Annotated in this window: 13 protein-coding genes; 6 read left to right on the forward strand and 7 right to left on the reverse strand. The window is 63.4% G+C overall.

Annotated features, from left to right (window positions below):
* Positions 1-6: 6 nt before the first annotated feature.
* From IVB40_RS18375 to IVB40_RS18395, 5 genes are all read left to right on the forward strand, one after another.
* A complete protein-coding gene (locus IVB40_RS18375; RefSeq protein WP_247815897.1) occupies positions 7-783 on the forward strand; it encodes a TatD family hydrolase in 777 nt (258 codons plus the stop codon).
* 13 nt (positions 784-796) lie between these two features.
* The gene (locus IVB40_RS18380; RefSeq protein ID WP_247398016.1) at positions 797-1,594 is read left to right on the forward strand and encodes an MBL fold metallo-hydrolase; all 798 of its coding nucleotides are present in this window, start codon (positions 797-799) and stop codon (positions 1,592-1,594) included.
* A gap of 166 nt (positions 1,595-1,760) precedes the next feature.
* Positions 1,761-2,354, forward strand: coding sequence for a TRAP transporter small permease (locus IVB40_RS18385; RefSeq protein WP_247434706.1), 594 nt, complete (start codon positions 1,761-1,763; stop codon positions 2,352-2,354).
* Positions 2,355-2,356: 2 nt separating this feature from the next.
* Positions 2,357-3,670 (forward strand): TRAP transporter large permease subunit, encoded by a 1,314-nt coding sequence (locus tag IVB40_RS18390; RefSeq protein ID WP_247359304.1) that lies wholly within the window; start codon positions 2,357-2,359, stop codon positions 3,668-3,670.
* A 37-nt stretch (positions 3,671-3,707) separates the two neighbouring features.
* Positions 3,708-4,685 (forward strand): TRAP transporter substrate-binding protein, encoded by a 978-nt coding sequence (locus IVB40_RS18395; protein WP_027566943.1) that lies wholly within the window; start codon positions 3,708-3,710, stop codon positions 4,683-4,685.
* An 87-nt stretch (positions 4,686-4,772) separates the two neighbouring features.
* On the opposite strand, the gene IVB40_RS18400 is transcribed toward IVB40_RS18395, so the two are convergent.
* From IVB40_RS18400 to IVB40_RS18410, 3 genes are read right to left on the reverse strand one after another with little or no spacing between them, the layout of a single operon-like run.
* Positions 4,773-6,422 carry an acyl-CoA synthetase gene (locus IVB40_RS18400; RefSeq protein WP_247815898.1) on the reverse strand — a complete coding sequence of 550 codons (1,650 nt, stop codon included), beginning with the start codon at positions 6,420-6,422 and terminating at the stop codon, positions 4,773-4,775.
* A gap of 23 nt (positions 6,423-6,445) precedes the next feature.
* A complete protein-coding gene (locus IVB40_RS18405) occupies positions 6,446-8,335 on the reverse strand; it encodes a TRAP transporter large permease subunit (protein ID WP_247815899.1) in 1,890 nt (629 codons plus the stop codon).
* A gap of 15 nt (positions 8,336-8,350) precedes the next feature.
* Positions 8,351-9,370: a TRAP transporter substrate-binding protein gene (locus IVB40_RS18410; RefSeq protein WP_027517958.1), complete on the reverse strand. Its 1,020-nt coding sequence runs from the start codon at positions 9,368-9,370 to the stop codon at positions 8,351-8,353.
* A gap of 456 nt (positions 9,371-9,826) precedes the next feature.
* On the opposite strand from IVB40_RS18410, the gene IVB40_RS18415 reads away from it, so the two are divergent.
* Positions 9,827-11,023 (forward strand): Xaa-Pro peptidase family protein, encoded by a 1,197-nt coding sequence (locus IVB40_RS18415; RefSeq protein ID WP_247815900.1) that lies wholly within the window; start codon positions 9,827-9,829, stop codon positions 11,021-11,023.
* Between the two features lie 84 nt (positions 11,024-11,107).
* On the opposite strand, the gene mdoH is transcribed toward IVB40_RS18415, so the two are convergent.
* From mdoH to fsrB, 4 genes are all read right to left on the reverse strand, one after another.
* Positions 11,108-13,252: a glucans biosynthesis glucosyltransferase MdoH gene (mdoH, locus tag IVB40_RS18420; RefSeq protein ID WP_247815901.1), complete on the reverse strand. Its 2,145-nt coding sequence runs from the start codon at positions 13,250-13,252 to the stop codon at positions 11,108-11,110.
* Entirely contained in the window at positions 13,240-14,748 is a 1,509-nt protein-coding gene (locus tag IVB40_RS18425) for a glucan biosynthesis protein G (protein ID WP_247819557.1), read from the reverse strand. The genes mdoH and IVB40_RS18425 overlap by 13 nt, the downstream gene beginning before the upstream one ends.
* Before the next feature lie 235 nt (positions 14,749-14,983).
* Positions 14,984-15,811 (reverse strand): hypothetical protein, encoded by an 828-nt coding sequence (locus IVB40_RS18430; RefSeq protein WP_247815902.1) that lies wholly within the window; start codon positions 15,809-15,811, stop codon positions 14,984-14,986.
* A gap of 84 nt (positions 15,812-15,895) precedes the next feature.
* Positions 15,896-17,188 (reverse strand): siderophore utilization protein FsrB, encoded by a 1,293-nt coding sequence (gene fsrB, locus IVB40_RS18435; protein ID WP_247815903.1) that lies wholly within the window; start codon positions 17,186-17,188, stop codon positions 15,896-15,898.
* Positions 17,189-17,223 lie beyond the last annotated feature (35 nt).

The raw sequence follows: 17,223 nt of genomic DNA on the forward strand, positions 1-17,223 counted from the left end.
CGCACCATGCTGGTCGACAGCCACTGCCACCTGGATTTTCCGGATTTTGCGGAGGATCTCGACGGGATCGTGTCGCGGGCGCGAGCGGCCGGCATCGGCCGCATGGTCACCATTTCGACTCGGGTGAAAAAGCTGAACCAGCTTTTGTCTATCGCCGAGCGCTATGACGACGTCTATTGCTCGGTCGGCACCCATCCGCATAACGCCGATGAGGAAGACGGCATCGCGCCGGACGAGCTGATTGCGCTGACGCAGCACCCCAAGGTCGTCGCGCTCGGCGAAGCCGGGCTCGACTATTTCTACGACAACGGCTCGCCGGAGGCGCAGGCGAGGGGCTTTCGTGCCCACATCGCTGCCGCCCGCGCCACCGGCTTGCCGCTGGTAATCCACACCCGCGAGGCGGACCGGGATTGCGGCCGTATCCTAGAAGAGGAGACGGCAAAAGGATCGTTTCGCGCCGTGTTGCATTGTTACACCGGCGGGCGCGAGCTGGCGCTGAAGGCGGTCTCGCTCGGGCTCTATATCGGCTTCACGGGCATCCTGACCTTCAAGAAGTCCGAGGCCCTGCGCGCGCTTGCGGCCGAACTGCCGTCCGACCGCATTTTGGTTGAAACAGACTCGCCCTACCTTGCGCCCGGCAAGTTCCGGGGCAAGCGCAACGAACCGGCCTATGTGGTCGAGGTCGCAAAAGTACTCGCCGAAACACGCGGCGTGTCGTTTGACGAGATCTCGCGCCAGACAAGCGAAAACTTCTTTCTCCTGTTCTCCAGGGTGAAAGCTTAGAACTGGGAGCCGCATGACGCTGACGCTGACGATCCTGGGCTGCGGCTCCTCCGCCGGCGTGCCGCGCCCGGCACTCGGCTGGGGTGCCTGCGATCCCACCAATCCCAAGAACCGCCGTCGCCGCTGTTCGCTGCTGGTCGAGCAGACATCGGACGAGGGTACCACGCGTATCGTGATCGACACCTCGCCGGACCTGCGCGAGCAATTGCTCTCGACCAATGTCGACCACATCGATGCAGTGTTCCTGACCCACGAGCACGCCGATCAGACCCACGGCATGGACGATCTGCGTTCGGTCGTGATGCACATGCGCCGGCGGATTCCGACCTATCTCAATCAGACGACCGCGAACGACATCATGTCGCGGTTTTCCTATTGCTTCGTCTCGCCGGCGGGCAGCGACTATCCGCCGATCTTGACGGGACATTCGATCGAGGCCGGTGAAAGCCAGACCATCCAGGGGAAGGGCGGCGCGGTGACGATGACCGCCTTCCTGGTGCAGCACGGCAACATTCCCGCGCTGGGCTATCGCATCGGCGATGCCGCCTACACACCCGACCTCAACGACATCCCGCGCGAGAGCTGGGGCGCCCTGGAAAATCTGGATCTCTGGATCGTCGATGGCCTCCGCTACACCAGCCATGTCAGTCATTTCAGCATCAACGACGCGTTGTCCTGGATCGAGCGCTTCAAGCCGAAGCGCGCGGTCATCACCAACATGACGGCCGACGTCGATTATGAGGTGATCCGGCAGTCGCTGCCGGCGGGCGTGGTGCCCGCGTATGACGGGCTGCGGCTGGAGACCCGCTGAACCTGCGGTGGAAATTCCGGCGAGAGCCGGCATACTGCTTGCTTGCGCTAGCCCCATCATGTTGATCTAACGTCTGAAAGACAGGGCGCTGGGCAGAGGCGATATTCATGCAGGACCGGCGTGTGACGTACGATCGCCGGGACTGTCTGAATCGCCTCGTGTGAGGATGGGGATCGCGTTGGCAGGGGACGATGTCACGAGCCGGGGACCGGTGCGACGCGCGCTGGATCTCCTTTATCTCGGTGCGGGCTATGCCGCCGGCGCCTTCATGGTTGCGATCTTTGCAATCATGATGATCATGTCGATCGGGCGCCAGTTTGCGGTCAACATTCCCGCCGGCGATGATTTCGCCTCATGGTGCATGGCCGCGATGGCATTCCTCGGCCTCGCTCACACCTTCAAGCGCGGAGAGATGATCCGGGTCGGCCTGCTGCTGGAGCGTCTGCATGGGCGCTCCAAGCAGGTAGCGGAGGTCGTGGCCCTCGGTATTGCCGCCGCTTTCATCCTCTATTTCACCCGGCATGCCGTGCAGATGACCTATGATTCCTGGCGCTTCAACGACGTGGCGCAGGGCGTCGTCGCGCTTCCGCTCTGGATTCCGCAGCTCGGGTTTTCCGGCGGACTCGTGATCCTCTCGATCGCGCTCATTGATGAAATGGTCAGTGTCGTCGGCGGCAACCGGCCGAGCTACGAGAAGGGCTCGCCGGACGAGACTCCGGACGAATTCATCGAGCGGATCTCACAGGGCGGCGGAGGTTGACGATGGCCAATCTCGGCATGATTGAACTGTCGTTCATTCTGCTCGGCGTCATGATCGTTCTGCTGGGAAGTGGCATCTGGATCGCGGTATCGCTCGGGCTCGTCGGCTTCGTGGCGATGGCGCTGACCACCAGCCTGCCGCTCGGCTCGGTGCTTGCGACCACGACATGGAGCGCAAGCTCGTCATGGACGCTGGCCGCGCTGCCGCTGTTCATCTGGATGGGCGAGATCCTCTTCCGCACCAAATTATCCGAGGAAATGTTTCGAGGCCTGTCGCCCTGGGTTCAGTGGCTGCCGGGGCGTCTCACTCATGTCAACGTGATCGGCTGCGGCATCTTCGCGGCGGTGTCGGGCTCGTCGGCGGCGACCTGTGCGACCATCGGGAAGATCGCGCTGCCCGAACTGGACAAGCGTGGTTACGACAAGAGCCTTAGCCTCGGCTCGCTCGCGGGCTCCGGTACGCTCGGCCTGCTGATCCCGCCGTCGATCCCGATGGTGGTCTATGCGGTCACGGCGAATGTCTCCGTGCTTCAGGTGTTCCTCGGCGGCTTCCTGCCCGGCGTGCTCGTGATGGTGCTCTATTCCGGCTACATCATCATCTGGTCGCTGCTGAACCCGAAGAAGATTCCGCCGCGCGATCCCCCGATGCCGTTCCGCCAGAAGCTGCGGGAGTCGGCCAGGCTTGCGCCCTGCCTGTTGCTGATCCTGGCGGTCTTCCTCTCGCTCGTGCTCGGCTTTGCGACGGCGACGGAATGCGCCGCCTGGGGCGTTTCGGGCGCGCTGCTGCTGGCGTGGTGGAGCCGCACGCTCACGCGCAAGAACTTCCTCGAGAGCATCATGAGCGCGACGCGCCTGACCTGCATGATCATGCTGATCCTGGCAGGCGCTGCCTACACGACCGCAGCCATGGCCTATACGGGCATTCCGGCAGCGCTCGCCACCTGGGTCCAGGGCCAGCAGCTCACCCCGGGCATGCTCGCGCTGTATCTGAGCATCATGTACATCATCCTGGGATGCCTGATCGACGGCATCTCGATGATCGTTCTCACCGCCGTGATCGTGCTGCCGATGGTCAGGCAGGCCGGTCTCGACCTGGTCTGGTTCGGGGTCTATCTCATCATCCACGTCGAGATGGCGCAGATCACGCCGCCGGTCGGTTTCAATCTGTTCGTGCTCCAGAACATGAGCGGGCGCGACACTTTCACCGTTGCGCGGGCGGCGTTCCCGTTCTTTGTCCTGCTGCTCGCGGCCGTGTTCATCATCACGGAATATCCGCAGATCGTGATGTTCTTGCCCAAGCTCGCCTTCCCAGACTGAGCGTACCGTTTTGAAATTGACTGTGAGGAGAAGCCCGATGATGTCTCGTTTATTCCGCGCATCCCTGATCGCCGGCGCCGTGCTGGCCGCGACACCCGCTTTGGCTCAGACCAAATGGAATCTGCCGGCAGCGTATCCGGCCGACAATCCGCACTCCGAGAACCTCGTTGCTTTCGCCAAGGACGTCGAAGCTGCCACTTCCGGCAAGCTCCAGATCACGGTTCATCCCGGCGCCTCGCTGTTCAAGGCGCCCGATATCAAGCGCGCGGTGATGACCGGGCAGGCGCAGATGGGCGAAGTCTTGCTGTCGATCCACGAGAACGAGGATCCGGTGTACGGCGTCGATGTGGTGCCGTTTCTGGCGACCAGCTTTCCGGACGCCATGAAGCTCTATCAGGCGTCGAAGCCGCTGATTACGAAGAAGCTCGATGCGCAGGGGCTCAAGTTGCTGTTCGTCGTGCCGTGGGCGCCGCAGGGCGTCTATGTCAGCAAGCCGCTTGCGACCATCGAAGACATGAAGGGCCTGAAATGGCGGGCTTACAACGTTGGGACCGCGCGGATTGGCGAGCTGGTCGGCGCGCAGTCCGTCACCATCCAGGCCGCCGAGCTGCCGCAGGCGCTTGCCACCGGCGTCGTGAACTCCTTCATGTCGTCCGGCGGCACGGGCTACGATGCGAAGGCATGGGAGTCGCTGAAATACTTCTATGACGTGCAAGCGTGGATCCCGAAGGACTACACCTTCGTCAACAAGGCCGCGTTCGAGGCGCTCGACAAGCCGACCCAGGAGGCCATCCTCAAGGCCGCAGCGACCGCGGAAACCCGCGGCTGGAAGGCCTGGCAGGACAAGAGCACCTGGTACATCGATCAGCTCAAGGCCAAGGGCATGACGGTCGAGCCGCCGAGCCCGGCCCTGAAGGCCGGATTCCAGAAGATCGGCGAACAGCTCACCGCCGACTGGCTCAAGAAGGCGGGAGCCGACGGCCAGGCCCTGGTTGACGCCTATAAGAAGATGTGAGGGCGGGAGGCTCGGCGAACCCGACCTCGTCGAAACTGCGAAACGACTTCGCGGCGACACGCAACCGCCGCGGAGGTCGAGACAAGCTCAGGCCGAGATCGCCTTCGCCGATCCCGCTTCGTTGCGCAGCAGGAATTTCTGGATCTTTCCCGTCGACGTTTTCGGGATCGGCCCGAACACGACGGCCTTCGGCGTCTTGAAGCCGCTCATATGCGAGCGGCAGAAGGCGATGATGTCGGCTTCGCTCGCGCTGGCGCCGTCCTTCAGCTCGACGAAGGCGCAGGGCACTTCGCCCCATTTCGGATCGGGCTTTGCGACCACGGCGGCGAACAGCACAGCGGGGTGCTTGTAAAGGATGTCCTCGACCTCGACAGAGGAAATGTTCTCGCCGCCGGAGATGATGATGTCCTTGGAGCGATCCTTGATGATGACGTAGCCGTGCGCGTCGAGCACGCCGAGATCTCCGGTGTGAAACCAGCCTCCTTCGAAGGCTTCCTTCGTCGCCTTGTCGTTCTTGAGGTAGCCCTTCATCACGATGTTGCCGCGGAACATGACTTCGCCGATGGTCTCGCCGTCGCGCGGCACCTGCCTCATGGTCTGGGGATCGATGACGGTGACGCCTTCCTCGAGCGGGTAGGGCACGCCCTGCCGCCGCTTCAAGCTGGCGCGCTCGGCTGCGGGCAGATCATCCCAGCCTGGCTGCTCGGCGCAGACGGAGGCGGGACCGTAGACCTCGGTCAGGCCGTAGACGTGCGTCAGCTTGATCCCAATGCTCTCGGCGCCCTCGAGCACCGCGACCGGCGGCGCGGCACCGGCGATGAGCCCGACGACCCGGCGCGCGGCACCACCCTTCGGCGCATCGGGTGCGTTGATCAGCGTGTTGTAGACGATCGGCGCGCCGCACATGTGGGTGACGCCGTGCTGCTTGATCAGCTCGAAGATCTTGGTCGGCTCGACCTTGCGCAGGCAGACATTGATGCCGGCGGCCGCCGCAATGGTCCAAGGGAAGCACCAGCCGTTGCAGTGGAACATCGGCAGCGTCCAGAGATAGACCGGATGCTGGCCGAGTTGGCCCGCGAGGATGTTGCTGACGGCATTCAGATAGGCGCCGCGATGATGGGTCACGACGCCCTTGGGATTTCCCGTGGTGCCAGAAGTGTAGCTCAGCGCGATCGCGTCCCATTCGTCCTTCGGCGGGATGGCGGTGAAGTCAGGATCGCCTTGCGCGAGCGCGGCCTCGTACTCGATCTCGCCGATGCGCCTGCCGCCCTTGAAGGCGGCGTCGTCGACGTCGATCACGAACGGTTTTGGACCACTCATCTGCGTGAGCGCATCGGTGATCACGCCGGAAAACTCCGGGTCGACCAGAATGATCCTTGCGCCGCCATGGTCGAGCTGAAATGCGATCGAAGGCGCATCGAGCCGGATGTTCAGGGCGTTGAGCACGGCACCCGTCATGGGTACGGCGAAATGCACCTCGTTCATCGCCGGAATGTTCGGCAGCATCGCCGCGACGGTGTCGCCGACGCCGATGCCCTTGCCGGCAAGATACGAAGCAAAGCGCTTGCAGCGCTCGTGGGTCTCGCGCCAGGTGAAGCTGCGCCCCTCGTAGACCGTGCTAACGTGATCGGGATAGACCGCGGCGCTGCGCGCAAGGAAGCTCAACGGGGTCAGCGGCACGTAGTTGGCGGGCGTCTTGTCGAGACCGATATTGTACTGGTTCTGCCGCTCGCTCATCGACACCTCCCTCACGCGCCGGCTTACAGGAATCCGATGGAGATCCACGGAAACACGGCGACGACGATCAATCCTACCAGCAGCGCCACCAGATAACCCCAGATCGGCCTGATGCCTTCGGCCGGATCGACGCGTCCGATGGCGCAGGCGGCATAATAGCCGACCCCGAAGGGCGGGGCGAATAGCCCGATACCCATGGCGAGAATGATCACCATGGCATAGTGCACCTCGTGCACGCCGACCGCACGCGCAATCGGAAACAACAGCGGCCCGAACAGCACGATCGCCGGGATGCCCTCCAGCACGCTGCCAAGGATGGTGAAGGCCAGGATCGAGACGGCGATGAAGGTCGCCGCGCCGCCCGGCAGTCCGGTCATGGCCGACGCCAGCGCGCGCGAGAAGCCTGATTGCGTCAGGCCCCAGGCCATGCCGGTGGCCGTGCCGATGATCAGCAGGATCGCGCCCGACAGCGCGGCGGTTTCGACCAGCATGGGAAACAGCCGCCGCCAGTCGAAGCGGCGGTAGACCAGGAGGCCGACCAGGGCGCCATAGACGATGCCGATGGTGGAGACTTCGGTGGCGGTCGCGATGCCTTCGACCACAGCGTAGCGGATCACGAAGGGCAGCGCGAGCGCGGGCAGGGCGATGATGAAGGTCTTGCCGATCTCGCCACCTGTGGCGCGTCGAACATGGCTCATGTCCTCGTGGCGGTAGCGCCACCACACCAGCATGCACAGCGTGATCGCCAACACCACCCCGGGCAGCAGGCCGCCGGTGAACAAAGCGGCGATCGAGACGCCCGTGACCGATCCGATCGTGATCAGCACGAGGCTCGGCGGAATGGTTTCGGTCTGCGCGCCGGTGGCGGCAAGAAGCGCGACGAGGTCGCCGGGCTTGGCGCCGCGCTGCTTCATCTCCGGGAACAGCACGGGCGCGACCGCCGCCATGTCGGCCGCCTTGGCGCCGGAGATGCCGGAGACCAGATACATCGCGCCGACCAGGACGTAATGCAGCCCGCCGCGGACATGGCCAAGCAGGCTCGCAAGGAACGCCACCATGGCCCGTGCCATGCCGGTCATTTCGATCAGGAGCCCCAAAAATACGAACAGCGGCACCGAGAGCAAGATGAGGTGGCTCATGCCCTCGTCCATCCGCCCGACCAGCACCATGACCGGCGTCCGCGTGGTCAGTGCCAGATAGCCGAAGATGGCGAGCCCGAAGCCGAACGCGATGGGAACACCGGCAAAGACGCAGAAGCCGGCGACGCCGATGAAGAAGATGACGAGGTTGAGATTGCCGAGCGGCCGCAGATAAGGCTGCGCCAGCCAGAACAAGCCGACGATGACGGCAACGGCAACCGCGGCCGTCAGCACCATGCGGTAATCGGCTGCGCGCAGCAGCCGCAACAGCGCGAACACCGCCATCAGGCAGATTCCGGCCGGCAGCGCCGCGGCGCGCCACATATTGGAGATCTGCAGCGCCGGCGTGGTGATGAAGCTTTCCTCGTAGGCGTAGTCCCAGGACGGCCAGACGATCAGCGCCAGGAAGGCCAGCGCCGCGCAGGTCGCAACCAGATCGAGCCAGGCCCGCGTGGCCGGCCTGGTGCTGGCGACAACCGCGGTCATGCGCATGTGCTCGGAGCGGCGGAACGCGACCGCCGCGCCCAGCATGGCGAGCCACAGGAACAGGATCGAGGCAAGCTCGTCCGACCAGATCAGCGGCCTGTGCAGCCCGTAGCGCGCGACCACGCCGGCAAACAGGATTGCGATCTCGGCGACTACCAAAATGGCCGCCGGGATTTCGACGAGGAGGCCGAGTGCGCGCTCCGTCGAGGCCAGCAACGAAGGTCGGCGAGGGGACCGAACAGTCGCCTCGCCCGCCACTCCGCTCACTTCGACCTCGATATGAGCCATGACGGCTCCAACGCGTTACGACAGCTTGCCGACCGCCTTTTCCAGCAGGTCCCAGGCCTGATCGCCATATTTACCTTTCCACTCGGCATAGAAGCCGGCGGACCGCAGCTTGTCGCGGAACGGCGCGACCGCGGGCTGGTTGAAGGTCAGGCCCTTGCCCGCGAGCTCCTGCTGCAGATTGGCATTGAGCTTGGCGGTATCCTCACGCTCCTTGAGCGCTGCGGCATTGATGTTCTTGGCGACGATGGTGCGCACATCCTCGGGCAGGCTGCTCCAGGCCTTGCGGTTGGCCAGGAACCAGAAGCCGTCCCACATGTGGTTGGTCAGCGAACAGTATTTCTGCACTTCGTAGAGCTTGGCGGTCGAGATGATCGCCAGCGGGTTCTCCTGGCCCTCGACGATCCTGGTCTGCAGCGCGGAATAGACCTCGGCGAAATTGATCGAGGCGGGCGCCGCATCGAACGCCTTGAACATCGAGGTCCACAACGGCGACACCGGCACGCGGATCTTGAAGCCCTTGAGATCGTCCGGACCGGTGATCGGCTTGCTCGACGACGTGGTCTGGCGGAAGCCGTTGTCCCAGATCTTGTCCATGACCTCGAGACCGGCCTTCTTGATCTCGCCGCGGACGAAAGCGCCGAGATCGCCGTCCATGGCCTTCCAGACCGTGCCGTAGTCCGGGAACGCGAAGCCGATACCGTTGATGGAGGCCGCGGGCACCAAGGTCGACAGGATCAGCCCCGACAGCGTGAAGAACTCGACGCCGCCGGACCGGATCTGGCTCAGCATGTCGGTGTCGGACCCGAGCTGGTTGTTCGGGAAGATCTGGAGGTCGAACTTGCCGCCTGTCTCGGCCTTGATCGCCGCCGCCATCTCCTTGGCGCGCACGTTCAGCGGATGGGTGTCCGGCAGGTTGTTGGCGTATTTGTAGGTGAACTCGGCGCTCTGGGCGCGGGCCACATGGGGCGCACTGAGGCCGCCCAGGACCGCGGTGGCGGCGGAGGCCTTGAGAAGCGTGCGGCGGGAAAAGCTCATGGGTCTGCTTCCTCGGAAAGTTTGTTGTTGTTCTGAGATGCAAATCTATACGGACGGAAGGTTAGAAGGTCATCTGCGATCTCGCGAAGCTTCGCTTATTGCAGCCGGACATCCTCACGGCAATATCGGCTTTCGGAGGCATGGGCCGGATTCAAAAACCGAAAACAACCCCATGCACAGTAGCCGTCGAAAGTCGGGCGACGTGCGACGGGCCGGCCCGGAAGAGAACGAGGAACGAAGGTCCGATGAGAGGAATTCTGGCTAAATAACTGATCTGATTGTATATAAATATATTCCATAATATAGCTTATGCGAATCATGGATATGGCCGTGCAGATCAGGGCAGATAAATCCACAGCTACCCAGAACCCCTCTCTCGGCTCACACTTGGCGCCAAACAAGCCCCGGGCAAACCGACGCAGCGGTTGATGCCCACGGCAGCATTGGAGGTTCGTCATGCAGGAGAACGTCGCCCGCACAGATCGCTCGCGCGCCATTCCATTCGATGCGGCCAAGCTCGACCGTCTGATGGAGGCCGCCGGCCTCGACGTCCTGGTCGCGACCTCCAAGCACAATGTGCAGTACATGCTCGGTGCCGAGCGCGCGATCTTCTTCGACTACATGGATGCGCTGGGCGTCAGCCGCTATCTGCCGGTCCTGATCTATCCCAAGGGCGCGCCGGAGCACGCGGTCTATGTCGGGCACCGGCTGGAGACCCATCAGCGCGCTGTCGCGCCGCCATGGATTGCGCAGGTCCGGACCGAGTCCAACGGCTCGGTCGATGCGATCACGCGGGCCGTAAGCCTGATCCGGGATGCCGGCGTGCCCTTGAAGCGGGTCGGGGTCGAGATGGCGTTCCTGCCGATGGATGCGGGCCGGGCGCTTGCAAATGCCCTGCCCGGCGCCGAGCTCAAGGACGCACTGCTGGTGCTGGAGCGGCTGCGCGCGGTGAAGTCGGCCGACGAGCTGGCGAAACTCAAGACGGCCTCCGAGCTCGTCATCGCCTCGATGCTGGAGGTGATCGCCGGGCACGGGCCGGGCACGACCAAGCAGCAATTGTCGGACGCCTTGCGGATCGCCGAAGCCAATCGCGGGCTGACCTTCGAATACTGCCTGCTCGCCTGCGGCAACAGCCACAACCGGGCGCCGTCGGCGCAACGCTGGGAGCAAGGTGACGTGCTGTCGCTCGATTCCGGCGGCAATTATCACGGCTATATCGGCGATCTCGCGCGCATGGCGGTGCTCGGCGATCCCGATACCGAGCTGAAGGACTGTCTGGCCGAGATCGAAGCCGTCCAGCGCGCCGCCTTCGCCGCGGTCCGGCCCGGCGCTATGGGCGGCGACATCTATGTCGGGGCGGAACGGCAGCTCGCGAAGATCAGCCAGCGTGACTGCACGGAGTTTTTGGCCCACGGCATGGGCCTCGTCAGCCACGAGGCCCCTCGCCTGACCGCCAAAGGCCCGATCCCCTACAATGACACCGACGCCCGCCTGCCGCTCGAAACAGGCATGGTGGTGTCGATCGAGACCACGATGAAGCATCCGAAGCGCGGGTTCATCAAGCTCGAGGACACGGTCGCGGTGACGGCGACGGGCTACGAGATCTTTGGCGAGGGCGGTCGTGGATGGAATCTGGGGGGCAGTGCGCTGTAGGCTGGGACCGCGCTCACAGCAGACATCTAGCTCTCGGCCCAAGCCCAGCCCCGGTCGTCAACGCCTGTCCTATACTGCCATGACCTAGACCTCCGCAGAAGCGGTAGCTCTCGGCATTCGCATGACTTGCTCGAGGGCATTTCGGTGCTTCAGCACGGCAAGGGTCTCGCGTGCGCTGAGGCTGCTGACGACTTCCTCGAAGTCGTCGCTCTGCTCGATCTTGGCCCGGCCGATCGCGAGATCTATGTCGATTTGGCCCGATTTGCGAGGCGGCGTTTCGAGGGACTGCATGTGCGGTCCCAGCAACGCGGGGTTCTGTCGAAGTTCGAGCAGAGCTCCATGTGCCTGGATCCGAGCCTGGCTGGCAAGCTCTCTCGCCCTCTGCAACAGCGCCGGCGCGCGATTGTCCTCGGGGGTCGCAAACAGGTGCGCCATTCGCGGCGCCGTCGACGTGACGAGACCGATCGGAATGGCGCAAACGAGGCCGATGATCACTGGCGACATCCAGAGCAGCAGCGGAAGCGACACGGCGTAGGCGCTTGCCGCCATTGCCAGACCGCATAGGGTCGGCACCGTGAACTTGCGATAGACTTCATCGCGCGTGATCCTGCCATCGCTTCGCCGTTGAACTTGCCAGCCCGCGTCACGGCCCAGCAGGATCTCCGCAACGGCGGTGGATTGAAAGATCATCATGGATGGGGCGATCAAGGCGGCAAGCAGGCTCTCGGCGACTACCGCCAGCAGCACGCGAAATCCGCCGCCGAATGCCTGCCGTTCCGCACGCCTGGTGAGCAAAACGAGGTAGGCCAGCAATTTGGGCAGGATGAGCAGCCCCATTGTCGCGGCAAAGACCCAGGCGGCAAGCACGGGATCCTGTGCGGGCCAGGTTGGAAACAACGAAAAGCCCTTGGGAAAGTACTCCGGCTTGACGAAATAGGCCTGCAAGGAGATCAGGATTCCGAGCAATAGAAACAGCAGCCATAGGGGCGCGGTGAGATAGGAGCCGATGCCGGTCAACAGGTGAAGCCTGGAGACCCAGTGCAGGCCTCGAGCAGGCAGAACGGCAAGATGCTGGAGATTGCCCTGACACCAGCGGCGGTCCCGCGCCGCGAAATCCAGCAGCGACGGTGGCACCTCCTCGAAACTTCCACCGAGGCCTGGAGCCATGAAAATCCCCCACCCCGCCCGCCGCATCAGCGCGGCTTCAACAAAATCGTGGCTGAGGATGTGGCCGCCGAAAGGTTTCCTCCCGCGCAATTCGGGCAAACCCGCCTCTTGCGCAAAAGCCTGCACCCGGATGACGGCATTATGTCCCCAGTAGTTGCCTTCTGAGGCGTGCCACCAGGCGTTCCCGGCCGCGATCAGTGGACCGTACAAACGACCCGAGAACTGCTGAAGCCGGCTGATCAGGGTTCGCGCATTGACGACGATCGGAAGCGTTTGAATCAGCGCGGCCTGCGGGTTTGCTTCCATCGCGCCCACCAGCCGAACGATGGTCTCTCCGCTCATCAGGCTGTCCGCGTCGAGAATGATCATGTAGTCGTAGGCGCCACCGAACCGCCTCACCCATTCGGCGATGTTGCCGGACTTTCGGGCGGTGTTGTCGGATCGGTGACGGTAGTAGAGATGGCCCGAACCGCAGTTGCGCTGCAGTTCCAGAAACGCAAGCTCCTCGGCAATCCAGATGTCCGGATCTGTGGTGTCACTGAGCAGAAACCAATCGAACAACGGGGCCTGTCCGGTTTCGCCGACCGACTCGTACATGGCGCGGAGTCGCGCCATGAGATGGTGCTGATCCTCGTTATAGGTCGGCAACAGCATCGCCGTTCGGCCGGTGATCCCGGGCAGCGGGCCGTGGTTGTAAATTGGCAGCACATCCGGTCGACCCCGCAGGAGCACAAAAAAACCGGCGACTGAAGACACGAACGAAAACGCGATCCAGGCGAGCAGCACGAGAAACAGCCCGAACACCATGCCTTCGAGGGCCGTGACGCCACCAACCTTGAGAACGTCGTACATCTCAACAGCGCCCGCAGCGGTAATCGCGACCGTTCCGCCAAGAATGAACAGGCGCCGCGCTGCAACGGCAGGGGCGGTCCGCAGTCGCGCCGGATAGGCACGATTTGTCGCGTCCAATCGGCAGGGCAGCATCGGGAGAGGCGTTTCGTCGGGAAGATACCGAATGCCAAGCTCAGGCGAAAGCGCGGGCGACGGCGTCAGGGCGCCCATCGGTAAACCCAGACTTCGGAGATCGGTTGGTCGCCCTGCATCAAGACCGCCCTCAACTCGATAGGCGCGTCCTTCGCGGCGCATTGAAAACTCAGGCGCCAGCCGCCGGTTTCCGGGTTTGGCTGTGTGACGACGTTCTTGATCTCGGATTTGTCGGCGCTGACGGCGCCCCTCACCTTGTCAGGATCGACCTCCTTCAGCTTGTCACCGAGCAGCTCGAGCACGAACAATTTGCTGTCGTCGCCCCGGGCGCCAACGCCTGTGCGGGTGAACCGGGCCAGTGAATTGGGCTTCGGCGCGTCCGGACCCCAGTGCAGACGATAGGTGTAATTGTTTTCGCTCTTGGCCTGGAGAGCTGTTTTGGGGCGCCAGAAGGCGGCGATGTTGTCGTGAACTTCCTCCTTGGTCGGGATCTCAAAGAGGACCACACTGCCCTCTCCCCAGTCTCCGATCGGTTCGACCCAGAGGCTCGGGCGACGCTCAAAGCGCGATTCGATGTCCTCGTAGGCAAAGAAGTTTCTCTCCCGCTGCATCAGGCCGAAGCCGCGAGGATTGAGGTCATTGAATGTGCTCGCCTGCAGATCGCGCGGATTGTTGAGAGGACGCCAGAGTTGCTCGCCCTTTCCATTGAACACGGCGAGCCCATCGGAGTCGTGCACCGCAGGGCGGAAATCGTCGACATCGTGTCGGTCGTTCGGACCGAAAAAGAACATGCTCGTCATGGGCGCCAGGCCGGCATGCTGCAGCTCGATCCGCGGATAGAGCGACATCTCCACGTCGAAGACCGTCGGAGCGCCGGGCCTGATCGTGAAGCGATAGCTTGCCGTAGCGCTCTTGCTGTCAAGCAGCGCGTGTACCACGACAGATGTGGCACCCGGCGCGGGCTTCTCCAGCCAGAAGGCCTTGAAGAAGGGAAATTCCTCCCCCTTGCTCTCGCCGGTATCGATCGACAGGCCGCGCGCGGAAAGGCCGTAGGTCTCGCCTTTGGCAACGGCACGGAAGTAGCTGGCGCCGAGAAACGCGCAAACCTCGTCGAAATAGTCGGGGCGATTGATCGGGGTGTGAATGCGAAACCCGGCAAATCCGAGATCGGCGTCCGGTATCTGGCCGATATTGTCGCCGAATGCAAAATCGTCGCGCCGGTACCTGATCGGTACGGCTCGTCCGCCGGAGACCTCGTAAATGTCGACCTTGTTCCTGTAGAAAAAGCCGCGGTGGAAAAACTGGACCTCGAAGGGCAGCTTCTCGCTGCGCCAAGCCGCGCGCTCCGGCAGAAAGCGAATTGACCGGTACTGATCGTAGGTGAGATCCTTGAGCGCGTCCGGGACCTTTTCATCTGGTGGCTCAAAGGGCTTACTCGCCAAATTGCGGGCAAGCTCGCGGACATAAGAGGGGCCAAACGGCAACTCCGCCGCCGATGCCGCAGAGAGTGCGCCGGGCAGTAGTGTTGCCAAGGGCGTCAATGCCGAGGCTTCCAGGAATTGTCGGCGATTCAACTGTGCTACCCGTTCGGTTCCAACCGCAGTGCAACCCCCTCGTCGCGAACGAGTTCCATGAGCGCGGCCGAATCCGAGCACCCTGTTGCCGACGAGCTCGTCGATGCGGACTTGGCAACATCGCGCTGATCCGCTTCCGTTGCGCCTGCAGGACGAGCTGCAATTTCCGATTGAGCATTCTCGAGCCATGGCGCCGCACAACGCTGCAGCCCCCGCAGGCAACTGGATGATCGCCTTAGCGCAGCGGCAGCAACTCCAGCTGGCTCTGCGCTTTCTTGACCGCCGTCGCATACCAGCTCTGGCTTGGTGCCTCCCTGGCGAAGCACGCCGTGTACGCCGTCATCGCATTGTCTTCGCGCGTGATGTCGCCGCGGGGGTCTTTCTTGTCGATGGGTTTGGCCATCATCTGCTTCCAGACCTTTTCGCAGGCCGGGATCTCAGCCGTCTTCACCGCGTCGCTTGCGGCGAGAAAGAAGACCTTGTCGCCCTGGATTGCGACGACGTCGATTTCATGCGGCGGTCCCTTCAAATCGCCATTGCCGCGCACACCCAGTACAGCGACCGCAGCGCTTGCTCCCGCGGGCTTCGTGATCGGCAGCTCGGCATATTTGGCGAAGGCGGAGTCCTGGATGGCTTGATAGTAGAAGCGGTCCGACTTGAATGCCGCGCCGATCTCTTGCGGCATCCCGTCCTCGCGGTGCTCGCGCAGCCAATGCTTGAGCAGCGCGGTGGTGGTCACGACGGCCTGCATCTTATCGCCTTCGGACGCGAAGCCGAGGCCGTCGAGTTGGCCGAAGCCGGAGTCGCCCTTGAAGAGCGTGTCGACGTTGGTCTTGCCGTCGGCCGGCAGTCCCTTGATCGCGACCGGTCCCGCCAAACCGCGCAACACGCGCGTCAACTCCTTGAGCGCCGCATCGTGCTGCTTATAGGTCTCGTCGTTCTCCGTGGCTTTCGAGAACTTTGCGATGTAGCGATCGCGCAAATCGAGATAATGCTGCTCCGGGCCAGCCGCATGTGCGGGCGTGGCGAAAACGAGCAGGCAGAGCAAGGCGAGCGATCTCATGTGATTTCCGACAGGGCTGGGTCTGATCTCCAGTCTTTGTGCCGGTGCCGTGCGGGAAGGTTCATCCGCGAGCGGCCATGAGCCCTACTCCGCCGGCGTCAGTTGCTGCCGGCTCGGACGCATCGCCGCCGTCTCGCGGACGCGGATACGGGCACGGCGCTTGCGCCACCAGATCGCGATGCCGGTAACCGAGAGTGCCGCCACCACCAGCCCCATGATCGAGATCAGGATGCGGCCGAACAGTCCCACGATGCGGCCTGAATGCAATGGGAATTGCGCCTGCACGAAGATGTCGGCGGCGGTGCCGACCCAGGGCAGCCGTTCGCCGATCGGACGACTGTCCTCGCTGTCGTAATAGAGCTGCGCCGGGCCGACGCCGCCGGCGCCGTGATCGTCGCCCGGATGGAAGAAGGCGGCGGCATAGACGCCGTGGGCCGGGCCGTAATTGACTGAGCCGACCGGGACGGTCCACCCTCGCCCCTTGCCGTCGGCCGCCGCGCGCGCGGCGATGTCGGCGAAGCCGACCTTAGGCTCGATGGGATCGTCGAGATCGCGATATGGCCGCTGCTCATAGGGTGTCGGCGTGTAATTCGACACCATCTTCATCAGCGGCGAGAACACCTCGAAATAGAGGTTCAGCGAGAACGCCGTGAAGGCGATGATGAACAGGAGGCCCCAGGTCCACAGGCTGAAAGCGCGATGGAGGTCGAAATTGATCCGGTAGGCGCTGCCCGAGGTTTTGATGGTCCACGCCGGCGCCCAGCGCGCCCAGAAGCCGCGTTCGAGCTGGCGGGTGACCTGGGGCGCCCGTGCCGCCTTGGCGCGCCGGCGCGAGGGCAGCGTCAGGTAGAAGCCGACGAAGCAATCGATGGTCCAGATGATGGCGATGATTCCGAGCAGGCGCATGCCCCAGCGGTCGCTGCCCCAGAATTCCGGGATGTGCATCGTGTAGTGCAGCTTGTAGAGAAACGAGACGAAGTTCTCTCGCGTCACCGGCCACACCGCGCCCCAATAGCGCCGGCCGAGCTCCGCGCCGGTGTTGGGATCGAGGAAGATCTGATTGTAGTCGAGCGCGTAACGCTTGCCGGTCGCGGGATCGATCCTGGGCATGACGAAGAACCACAGCGAGTGGCCCGCCTCCGGCGTCATGAACAGGTAGACCACGCGCGCGCGGGGATCGCGCTGCTCGATCATCTTGGCGAGATCGATCGAGGGAATGGCCGGGCCTTTGCTGCTGACGTCGAACAGATGGCTGTTCAGGACCTCGTCGATCTCGTGATCCCAGGAGATGATCGCCCCGGTGATGCCGGAGAAGAACAGGAAGCCGGCCGTCAGCAGTCCCGCCCAGCGATGCAGCTTGCCGAATATCGCTCTCATCGTCTTCTCTCATCAAGCGGGCCCGGCCGCCATCG

The organism is Bradyrhizobium sp. 40, from assembly GCF_023100925.1.
In the GTDB taxonomy this organism is placed as follows: Bacteria; Pseudomonadota; Alphaproteobacteria; order Rhizobiales; family Xanthobacteraceae; genus Bradyrhizobium.